Annotated in this window: 6 protein-coding genes; all 6 read left to right on the top strand. The window is 45.1% G+C overall.

Annotation, left to right across the window (positions count from 1 at the left end; translation table 11 throughout):
* The first annotated feature begins 6 nt into the window (after positions 1-6).
* The 6 genes from Q1A18_RS16250 to Q1A18_RS16225 all read left to right on the top strand — a co-directional run bounded on the left by Q1A18_RS16250 (position 7) and on the right by Q1A18_RS16225 (position 11,659).
* Positions 7-1,536 (top strand): RagB/SusD family nutrient uptake outer membrane protein, encoded by a 1,530-nt coding sequence (locus tag Q1A18_RS16250; RefSeq protein ID WP_133463551.1) that lies wholly within the window; start codon positions 7-9, stop codon positions 1,534-1,536.
* An 11-nt stretch (positions 1,537-1,547) separates the two neighbouring features.
* Positions 1,548-3,722 carry a hypothetical protein gene (locus Q1A18_RS16245; RefSeq protein ID WP_299583007.1) on the top strand — a complete coding sequence of 725 codons (2,175 nt, stop codon included), beginning with the start codon at positions 1,548-1,550 and terminating at the stop codon, positions 3,720-3,722.
* 126 nt (positions 3,723-3,848) lie between these two features.
* Entirely contained in the window at positions 3,849-5,147 is a 1,299-nt protein-coding gene (locus Q1A18_RS16240; RefSeq protein ID WP_299583003.1) for a hypothetical protein, read from the top strand.
* Positions 5,140-6,369, top strand: a complete 1,230-nt coding sequence (locus Q1A18_RS16235; protein ID WP_299583000.1) for a hypothetical protein — start codon at positions 5,140-5,142, stop codon at positions 6,367-6,369. The genes Q1A18_RS16240 and Q1A18_RS16235 overlap by 8 nt, the downstream gene beginning before the upstream one ends.
* 17 nt (positions 6,370-6,386) lie before the next feature.
* Positions 6,387-8,621: a GH92 family glycosyl hydrolase gene (locus Q1A18_RS16230; protein WP_299582997.1), complete on the top strand. Its 2,235-nt coding sequence runs from the start codon at positions 6,387-6,389 to the stop codon at positions 8,619-8,621.
* A gap of 341 nt (positions 8,622-8,962) precedes the next feature.
* Entirely contained in the window at positions 8,963-11,659 is a 2,697-nt protein-coding gene (locus tag Q1A18_RS16225) for a sugar-binding domain-containing protein (protein WP_299582994.1), read from the top strand.
* Positions 11,660-11,691: the final 32 nt, after the last annotated feature.

The raw sequence follows: 11,691 nt of genomic DNA, 5'->3' as shown, positions 1-11,691 counted from the left end.
GAAACAATGAGAAATAAAATAGTCATTCTAATTCTGGGAATCGTACTTTTTTCATCTTGCGAAAGCTGGGTGGAAGAGAATCCCTACGGAGTTTACTCCAACGACAATTTTTTCGAATCGGCAGATGATGCGCTTTCCGCTTTGCTTTATGCGTATGATCCACTGAACTACATTGAATATGGATCGCGGTTCATTTTTGATATTGCCGATGCGACTACCGACCAGATGATTACTTATGGAAAAGGAGAGCAGGCTTATCGTATTGAGATGTTCAACTGGACGTTTACCTCTTCGAATACGGTTATCTCAGGCTTCTTTAAATATTGCTATTTGTCTATTGCCCGGTCCAACTCTGTCTTGGAGAATATTCCGAAAATTGAGTCCATCCAGGATGGTGTAAGGGATCAATACATGGGAGAAGCTTATTTCTTGAGAGCTTTTAACTACTTCTATCTCGTTCGAACTTATGGCGAAGTGCCGGTGAGAACTAAAGTTGTGGCTGACATCAATGACGTTAAAGTTGATTTTTCTTCGATTGAAGAGGTGTATGCTCTCATTATTGAAGACTTGGAGAAAGCCGCTGATTTGATGAGTGTGCGCAAGCAACAGGGGCGGGCCGATCGGGTGGCTGCTCAGGCTTTGCTGACAAAGGTATATGCTACTTTGGCTTCGTCTAAAATGACTGGAGCAGAAGGCTATGACTGGGTTACGGACTATGAAACCATGTATGCCGAAGCAAAGAAATACGGACAGCTGGTTGTTGAAGGGCAGGGTGATTATCGACTTGATCCGGATTTATTGGGACTGTACGAAGTTGATAACCATGAAACGAGTCCGGAGCATATTTTTATGCTTTCGCAAAAACGGTTTTTAAGTGGTGAAGAAGGCAACTTTTCGCAGATGCCTCAAATGTTTGTCATTAGTTTGCCCAAAGTGTATGTAAGCAGCGAGCTGGATATGGTGGGGAATGTGTACCCCATGGTCAACAATCAAAGCTGGGCCGTTTTCCGGACCGATTCAACTTTTTATAAAAGTTATGCTGAAAACGATAAACGTCAGGATTTGTTCGTATCAAAAATATACGATGCCAATGGTTCGTTATTGGCTGAATATCATCCCTCGAACATCGATAGCGAAGATCAGATATTGAGCGCTTTCTATTATCCGTTTTGCCGGAAATACTCCGATCCTGAATCAGACGGAACAAAAACCAGTGCCAATCCTTACTTCATTCGTTTTGCTGATGTGGCCTTATTGTATGCCGAGGCTTGTGGCAATACCGAAGAGGGCTACCATTGGGTTAACCAGGTGCGCTCGCGGGCCGGACTCGACGAGCTGGATACGGGTTTGTCGTTGGATGATTTTAGGAAAGCAGTGTGGAATGAACGGAAGTATGAGTTGGCTTTTGAGGGACACCGTTTGTACGATTTGAGACGGACCAACCGCGTGGTTGAAGAAATCACGAATAAGACTGTTGACGCTAACTATGCCAACTTCTTCCCGATACCACAAAGAGAAACTGATTTAAACCAATAACACCAGAACCAATGAAAAACAAGATAATAAGTGGCCTGCTGCTTTTGGCATTTGTGGTGGGGCAATACAGTTGTAAAGAAGATGAGTTTTCGCAAGGAACTCAGGTTTCCTTAACCAGCCAGGAAGAGGTGAATAGCTTTAATTATCCTCGGGAGATTGATGTGCTGAAAATATCAGGAGAAGGAATTACCGATCTTTCTGCGGTCTCTGTTCAGGTTGTGAACACGTTAATTGTTGAAAATACAGGAATAACCAATGTTGATTTGCCGAATTTAAGTGCAGTGCGGGTGGCTTTAGTGGTTAAGGATAACCCTGCATTGACTCGGTTTAACGAAGTTCCGTCCTTGAAATTTTTAGGAGGAAGTGTTGAGTTTGACAACAACGACAATCTGGAAGATATCTCAGGGTTTGACTCGTTTGAGTTTGTGAAGGGAGAACTGATCATTCGCAATAATGACAAGCTTGGAGAGGATAAAGATTGTGCCATTGAGGAAGGAAGCTTCTGCGGATTGTTGAATCTATACAATGCGGGAGTGCTCGAAGGAAAGGTTACGTTGAGTAACAACCATCCGAGTTCAGTTTCTGATGTCAGCATGATTGGTTCCATTGCTCGTCAGAGCGGTTACATCGATTATGTTTTGACTTCGCAGGCTGCGATTGATCAATTTACACCCGCCAAGGATACCATTGGTAACCTGACCATCCGAGGAATTGATATTGGTTACATCGGCTCGATTGCACAAAAAGTGAAGGTGGTTAAGGGAACAATTACCATTCAAAATACTTCGGTACCAACAACAGAAGGCTTCTTTGATGTTGTTCGGGCAGATAGTAGTGTTTACCTGTTGGACAACCCGGAACTGAACAACCCGAATGGCTTTAAAAATACCACGCGAATTAATGGAGATTTGGTGGTGGATAATTGTCCTAAACTGCCGTTTGCATGGGCTCCTGATGCCTTTACAAAAATCGATTCAGTTTACGGAGACCTGATTATCCGCGACTGTCCTCAGTTTATTTCCGGAGCTATTGGTTTGCAAAGCTTGGTTTATGTGGCTGGCGATTTTGAAATTTCTGGCAGTGGGGGTGATCTTTGGAACTTAGGCTCCATGAATCCTGGAATTAAATACATTGGTGGCGACCTGACTTTCTCAGGAAACCAAGTGGTGAATAGCCTTGATGGATTCCAAAATCTGGAGTATTTGGGCGGTGATAGCATTACCATTGTGGACAATGGCGGTATTCCTAATTACTCCGGTGATGATGGCCCCGGTTTCTGCCTGTTGCGAGAAAAGTGGGCTGAAGGCAAGATTGCGGCTTCGGTTATTCAACTGAAACGCTCGGGTGAAGAGAATTACATCGATTTTAATGCCTTGCAAATGTGTGATGGGAGTGATGTGCCTCAGTTTACTTCGTATAGTTTGAGTAGTCAGGGAGAAGTTGATCTGTTTCAGCCAGCCAACGATACCATTCAGGATTTGTTCATCCAGGGAGGAAGCATTGACTACATTGGCTCAATCGCCGAGAAAGTAAAAGTGGTGATGGGGGATGTTCGGATTGAGAATACCGCACTCACAACCACTGAAAATTTCTTTGAGTTAATAGAATTTAAAGGGAATATTAAATTGCGTAACAATGCAAGTATGAATAATCCCAATGGTTTTAAACACATGGAAGTGATCCATGGTGACCTGGTTCTTGAAAATTTACCACAAATGCCTTTCAACTGGGCACCTGATGCCTTGACTAAAATTGATTCCGTTTACGGAAGTGTCGTTGTCAAGGACTGTCCTCAGTTTATTGACGGGGGAATTGGTTTGCAAAGCCTGGTTTATGTCGGTGGTGATTTTCATGTTGAAAACAGCGGAAGTGAAGGCAATAAGCTGTGGAATTTTACGACAATGAATCCGGGACTGGATTACATTGGAGGAAACTTGATAATCAAGTACAATCCGTTTGTCAATAGCCTTGGAGGATTGGATCAGCTGAGCTTTATTGGAGGCGACCGGATTGAGATTGTAGAGAATGGATGGATTGCCAATGAAACAAATGGCAATGGGCCTGGAATGTGTAGAATAAGAGAATACTATGATGATGGCGTAATTCAGAATGACGAAGTGGTAATTGTATTAAAACGAAGCAACGAAGATGCCGTTGATTTCGAAAGCTTAGTTCGTTGTAACTGATGAAGTCATTTTCTTTCGATTTTAATGAAAGAGTAGCGTAGTCGATTATGCACCAACACATCTGGTTTGGTGCATAATCTTTAACAAAGACTTGTGGCAGAAGCAAGTCTCAAATGAAAGGTATTTATGAAAAAACATTGGAAATATTTACTGTTGCTGTTATTGGTTCCTGGATTCCTGGCTTGTGGTGACGATCCAAGTCCGCTGCCCGATGATCCGGATGATGAAAATCCAACAACTTTTGAACGAAGCTATGCCTTTTCCGAAAGTATGCCCGAGAATGTGCTTCGAAGTTATTTAAGTCGTTCGATCACCATGGCGGAGTTCCTCACAGCTGATGAGTTTATCTACGACTCTGCAATTCCCCAGCGGGAAGACGATGAACGCATGCTTATTGACATGGGCGCTAAGTTTGTTGGGCGGTCAATATTTATGTGGGGCTCGGAGGATAAAGCAGCCAATCCGGATTTTTTTGCGAAAGCCAAACAGCGTTTGGAGCAGATGCATGCATTGGATGGTGATTTGATTTTCCAGGCTTGTATCTTCGAAATTATTACCACAAAGGTGAATGAAATTGCCATTCCGGCGTGGGTTTTTGAAGCCTTCAATTTGGATGTTGAGGATCGCATGTTTGATTATTCAAAGATGATCAACACATCGGGCAAGTTTGTGAATCAATGGGCTGATGGGGCTAGCGTCCCGGATGTGAGTCGGTTGGAAACCCGGATGTGGTTCTATTTTTTAGCGAAAAATTACATCGATATCGGAATAGAAGCCATTCACTGGGGGCAAGTTGAACTGGATGCCATGGCTGACAAAAATAACAACTATGAAGGTTGGAACGATGTGCTGACCCGAGTGCGTGATTACGCATCGGAAAATGCACGTCGAAAGTTTATTCTTTCTGATGGGCATGTGCCGAGTGGTGGGCTTGTTGTAGATGGAAACTTGCTGTTGGACTTTCACAGTTTCCCACTTCGGATGCGGGAGATCTACGGAAAGCCGCAGGAGGCCGAGCTGGTGCTTTACTACGAAGATGCTTTTTATCGCCGAAGCAAAGGAGGAACAACTCCAAGTGGTTGGGAGAGTGAAAACTTGCCCTATTTGGTGGAGTTCGATAATTTTGGAATTTCCAGCTTTCCGGGAGAGGCAAAGTTAAGTTCTACCTGGGTGTGGGGCTACGATGAAATTACCTGGTTTAGCCTCCAGCCAGAAGATTACCGAAATGAATTCTTAAAGTATGCCTGGGATTGGATTGAAGAATATGATCCCATCGGCAACCTGCAAATGCCTGGAAACCGAAAGGTGGTTCCTTATGCCGGTTCATGGAATGAACGTTATCGTGCCAATAGGAAGACGGCCGGTTTTGAGCATGGTTACAGTCAGGAGGAAACAATCAAACAAATTTGGAGTGACGATGAATAAGTTGGTAGGATTGCTGGCGATTTTGCTGTTGATGGGCTGCGCAGGAGCTGAAAAACAGGCTGATCCCTATTTTTTTGAAGGAAGTATTTCTGAACCTGTTCTGCGAAACTACTTAGCCAAAGCAGTAACCATGTCTGAATTTTGTGTAAAAGCAGAACTGGCACAAGATGGTTACAATCCCTGTAAAAACGATGATGTCCGGTTTTTGGAGAGTATTGGCGCGAAGTTCGTCGGACGGGCTGCTTTTCGCTGGGGAAACGAGGATCAACTAAACAAGTCCGAGTTTCAGAATTACATGAAGGAGACGATTGAGCGGGTTCACGAGAAGGATGGTGATGTCATTTTTCAGGCAGCTATTTTTGAGGCTGTATCCAGGCAAGTGAACCAGGTGCCAATTCCAGCCCGTGTGTTTGAAGCTTTTGGGCATGAAGTTGTGCATCGAAATTTCAACTATGGTGCAATGTTGGACGATTCCGGACGTTATGTCGATTTATGGGGAGCAGGCTGCAGTGTCCCTGATTTAACCAAATTGGAAACTCAATATTGGTTTTACTTTTTAGCAACCATGTATATCGATGCCGGATTTGAAGCGATTCATTGGGGGCAGATTGCCTTGATTGGAATGAATGATACGAATCATGCTCAGTTTCAGCAATTGTTGGATCAGGTTCGAACCTATGCGTCGACCCATGCCCGAAGAAAATACCTGTTGTTTGATGCGCACACTCCCAATAAGGGGGTAGTGGTTGATGGTCATTTGTTATTGGACTTCCATTCTTTTCCGTTACGGGTGAAGGAGCTTGCAGGAAAGCCCATGGAAGGCATTTTGGAAGTAGGGCATTTAGATGCTTTGTACACCAAAAGCAAAGGGGGAATAGCGCCCAGTGGTTGGCACTCTGAGAGCTTGCCTTACCTGGTTGAGTTCGATAATTTTGGAATTAGCCAGGCGCCCGGAATTGCCGATACCACGTCGCACTTTGTGTGGGGCTACGACGAAATTACCTGGTTTAGCATGCTGCCGCCTGAAGATCAGTCAGCGTGGATGGCTTATGCTTATCAGTGGCTTCAGGAGAATGCTCCCAATGGTTATTTACAGATGCCCGGCGTTCGAGTGTTGACGCCAGGAGATGGTTCCCGACGAATTTTTAAAGCAAATGATCGGGAGTTTTGCCCAAAAGGTGCTAATTTGGAAGCTTCAATCAAGCAAGTCTGGAATAACTAAGCCAAAAAATTAAACCGATGAGAAAAATTTTTAACCTTATAGCCTTGGCCGTTTTGGCCCTTGGAGTGTCGTGTTCAATTCCGAACAATGGGGATGAGTCAGAAAATTCCCCCGTTGACTATGTCAATCCGTACATGGGGAATATCAGTCACCTGTTGGTGCCTACCTTCCCAACCATTCATTTGCCCAACAGTATGCTGTGTGTGTATCCTGAACGTCGTGATTACACCGAAATCAGGCTGAAGGGATTGCCTTTGGTGGTGACCAGCCATCGGGGCAGTTCGGCGTTTAACCTGAGCCCTTTTCAGGGAGAGGAGAAGGATTTAGCTCCGGTGATCAACTTTAGTTACGATCAGGAAAAGCTGACTCCTTATTCTTATTCAGTTTTTTTGGATGAACAGCAAGTACAAGTTGACTTTGGCTTGTCACATCAGTCGGCGGCCTACGAGTTCAAGTTTATGCAGGATGCACCGGCTTACCTGATTCTGAACTCGGGCAATGGAGTCATGAGCTGGGATGGAAAAGCTTTAAGCGGCTATCAGCTTATCGAGAATAATACAAAAGTGTATCTCTATTTAGAGCCGGAGGTTATGCCTCAAATAGTGGGATCGTTGGTTGATGGCAGCTTGCATGCCGGGAAAGAGGTGGAAGGCCGGGATGCTTGTTTGGTGCTGAAGTACCCTCGAGGAACCAAGCAGCTTCGAATGCATTATGGAATTTCGTTTATTGATGAAGCGCAGGCTAAGGCCAATTTAACCCGTGAGGTGGCCGGCAAAACGGTTGCTCAATTGCAGGAGCAAGGACGCGACGTTTGGAACAAAGCTCTAGGTAAAATACAGGTTTCCGGAGGCACAGAAGATGACCGGACTGTCTTTTACACGTCGTTGTATCGTTGCTACGAGCGTCCGGTGTGTATTTCAGAAGATGGCCGTTACTACAGTGCTTTTGATGGAGAGGTGCATGCTGATGCCGGTCGGCCATTTTATACTGACGACTGGATTTGGGACTCGTATCGGGCACACCATCCTTTGCGGATCTTGCTTGATCCGAAAGTGGAAGAAGATATTTTGCATTCTTTTGTGTTGATGTCGGAGCAGATGGATAATTTTTGGTGGCCTACTTTCCCTGAGATTACGGGTGATAGCCGTCGGATGAATTCAAATCATGGCGTTGCTTCGGTAATTGATGCCTATCAAAAGGGATTGCGGAACTTCGATTTAGAGAAAGCTTACCAGGCCTGCAAAGGAGCAATAACCGAGAAGACCTTGGCTCCGTGGTCGGGCATGCCGGGCGGAGAACTCGACCAATTTTATAAAGATCATGGCTATATTCCAGCCTTGTACGAAGGGGAGGAGGAAACAATTCCGGAGGTACATGACTTTGAGAGTCGTCAGCCGGTTGCGGTTACCCTGGGAACTTCGTATGATGAATGGTGTTTGTCTGAGATCGCCCGGATCCTGGGAAAAGAAGAAGATGCCCAAAAGTTTAAAGCAGCTTCCTTCAACTACCGTAACCTGTTCAATTCTCAAACTGACTTCTTTCACCCGAAAGACAAGGATGGGAAGTTTATTGAGCCATTTGATTATAAATTTTCGGGGGGTATGGGAGCCCGGAAGTATTATGGCGAGAATAATGCCTGGGTTTATCGCTGGGATGTTCAGCACAATATCCCCGACTTGATTGAGTTGATGGGCGGAAAGACGAATTTCATCAATCGTTTGGATGAAATGTTTACTGAGCCTTTAGGACGAAGTAAGTATGCATTTTATGCGCAATTGCCCGATCATACCGGGAATGTTGGACAGTTTTCGATGGCGAATGAGCCTTCGCTGCATGTTCCTTACCTGTACAACTATGCCGGTCAACCTTGGAAAACCCAAAAGCGCTTGCGTAAGCTGTTGCACGAGTGGTTTCGCAACGACCTAATGGGCGTTCCGGGCGATGAAGATGGGGGAGGCATGTCGGCCTTTGTTGTATTCTCAGCCATGGGCTTTTATCCGGTAACCCCCGGATTGACTACTTACTCGATTGGCAGCCCGGTGTTTGAGCAGGTGACAATTGATTTAGGAAATGGAAAAACATTTGAGATAAGTGCTCCTCAAGCATCATCGGAGAATAAGTATATTCAGTCAGCCAGTTTGGACGGACAGCCCTTGGTGAAGCCCGAAATTTTACACGAGGCTATTTTGAATGGAGGGAAGTTGGTCTTTGAAATGGGCCCCAAAGCGAACCGTTCGTGGAGAGTTGAATAAACGATTTTATGTCCTTCTGAAGTGTTTTAAATGATAATGCTTTTTAAAGTGGCATGCTTTAAATTTTAAAGAGACCGCCTTTCGCGGTCTTTTTACATTTTATGCCTTCCTGCTATTCCGGAACCATCCAGGAGTCGGTTAGGCCAGGCTTTTGGATCCAGGAAGTTGGTATTGGAATATTAACCGAATATAATTAGTTGCTGGCGAGGAGAAGTCATATTCGGTTAATATTTGTTTTAAAATGAGTAAAATACATGGAGTTTTTTTGGGTCGTATATCCTTGTTTTGTTAGTATGAGTGATAAAGACATTTGACACGATTAAAAACTAACGACACCATCTATGAAAAGGCTTAACTCTTTTTTTGGGCATCTTCTTATTGCCGGACTTATAACTTGGGGATTGTTTTCTTGTTCCAGTCCGGACCATCCCCTTACTTCCAAAGTTGAAAACCTCAATGCTAACTGGACCATGCAGTCTAGCGAAAAGTTGACAGAAGCAGATGAAAGCCTGATTTCTCAAAACAACTACGATGACGACAATTGGCTGGAAGCTATTGTGCCAGGAACGGTTTTAGGAAGCATGGCCACAATCGGGAAAATTAAAGATCCTTATTTTGGAATTAATATGCAACAGGTTGATCCGGCGCAGTTTCAAAAACCGTGGTGGTTTCGAACTTCCTTTGAACTGAACGGCGATGATTTGGAAAAGCAGGTTTCACTTCGGTTTAACGGAATCAATTACCGGGCTGATCTTTGGGTGAACGGGCAGAAGGTGGCTGGGAAGGATGAATTTGCTGGCACTTACCGCATGTTTACTTTCAACATAAATGACTATGTGCAGCCGGGAAAAAATACGCTTGCCTTGAAAATGTGGCAACATGCTGATGGTGAATATTCAATTGGCTTTGTTGATTGGAATCCTTTGCCACGCGATCGGAACCTGGGAATTTTTCGCGAGGTTTTTCTGGAAGTAAATGAAGGCGTGAAAATTCGCAGTCCTTTTGTGTATGCCAAGGTTGATAAGAAAAGCTTGGATGCAGCCGATCTTTTCATCCAAGTGGAGCTGGAAAATGGCTCGGAGAAGGATCAGCAAGGCGTTTTGCGGGTTGATTATGAGCTGGGAGTCGTTGAGCAGGCGGTCACGGTTAAGGCGGGTGAAAGTCGTTCGTGTCGTTTTAGCCCGGGAGACTTTCAGCAGCTGGCTGTTCAAGATGTAAAGTTGTGGTGGCCCAATGGCATGGGCGATCCCAATTTGTATCGGTTGAAAGTTGATTTTATCTCCGACAAGTCCTTGATGGATCAAGTGAGCAGCCGTTACGGCATTCGGGAAATTGAGAGCTATTTGAATGATGATCAGAACCGGGTGTTTGAGGTGAACGGAAAGTTTGTGTTGCCCAAAGGGGGCGGTTGGGTCGATGACCTTCTGCTGCAAGATACGAAAGAGTCGGTGGAAGCTCAGCTTAAGTATGTTCACCATATGAACCTGAACAGCATTCGTTGCGAAGGTTTCTGGGGAAAGACCGAAGGGCTTTATGACCTATGTGATGAGTATGGTATTTTGGTGATGATTGGCTGGAATTGCCATTGGGAGTGGGAGGAGTACTTGCTTAAACCAACACACGAGAAGTATGGCGGAGCAGTGTCGGATGAGGATATTGAATTGATGGCGGCCATGTGGAAAGATCAACTACTGTGGTTGCGCAATCATCCAAGTATATACGTGTGGATGTTGGGAAGCGACAAGCTACCAGCGCCTAAACTGGAGCATAAATACATTGAGTTATTCAAGAAATATGATCCTTCGCGGACGTATGTCACTTCGGCTGGAGGGGCCGGAACCGAGGACAACAACATTGTTGCTGAAGTCCCCTTGGTGAGTGACATCAGCGGTCCCACAGGCATGAAGATGTTGGGCCCCTATGCGTATACGCCTCCTGTTTACTGGTTTACCGATAGCTTGCTGGGTGGTGGTTACGGGTTCAATACCGAAACCTGCCCCGGGCCAAGTATTCCGCCTTTGTCTTCTTTAAAAAGAATGTTGCCAGAGGAAAGTTTGTGGCCCATTGACACAACGTATTGGGAATACCATACCGGACGAAATGCGTTTAAAACGCTGGATCGTTTCCGCAAGGCCATGAACGAGCGCTATGGCGAGTCGCACAGTGTTGAGGAATTCGCATTTAAATCGCAGGTAAGTAACTATGAATTGATGCGGCCGATGTTTGAAGCTTTTATTGCGCACAAACCTAAAAGTACCGGCTTGGTACAGTGGATGTTGAATTCGGCCTGGCCGGAGCTGTACTGGCAATTGTATGATACCTATTTGCAGCCAAATGGTTCGTTTTATGGTGTGCGGAAAGCTTGTAATCCGCTGCATGCCATTTACCGCTATGGTTTCGACGATATTTACCTGGCAAACGAGCAGCTGAATGCCGCTGAAGAGGTGACCGTAAAAATACGCGCCTTTGATATTCAGTCGAAGGAGATTTTCTCCGATAGCTGGACCGGATCCATTGCGACCAATACGTCGAAGCAGATTTACCAGTTGCCGGAAATTAAAAGCCGGACGGACGTTTGGTTCCTTGATCTGCGAGTTTACAACAAGGATCAGGAGGAAGTGGATAACAACTTGTATTGGTTGTCGCTCAAAGAAGATGAGCTGGATTATGAGGCGGCCAAAAAGTTGGAATGGCCTTACTACACGCCTCCCAAAGGCTACGCCGACTTCACTGCGCTTGACCAGCTGGGAAAGGTGCAGCTGAAGTACGATTACCTGTACACTAAAGAGGGTGAAAACGGTGTGGTGAAGCTAACCCTTAAAAATCCGGGCAACACAATTGCTTTCTTTACTTATTTCGATCTGTTGGATCCGCAGTCGGAGCAACCAATATTGCCTGTGTACTGGAGCGACAATTATTGCACCTTGCTTCCGGGAGAAGAACGTACCTACACGGCTCGCTATTCACTGAGCAATTCCAATGCGGGCAAGCCCAATTTAAAGGTGAAGGCGTGGAATGTCGATGAAGTAAGTCTCTAACGCCTTCGGTCTGGAAAGAATGTAAATGGATG

Source organism: uncultured Sunxiuqinia sp. (genome assembly GCF_947495665.1).
GTDB lineage: Bacteria > Bacteroidota > Bacteroidia > Bacteroidales > Prolixibacteraceae > Sunxiuqinia > Sunxiuqinia rutila.
The sequence above is the reverse complement of the archived record's forward strand: the minus strand, read 5'-3'. Positions and strand labels throughout refer to the sequence as shown.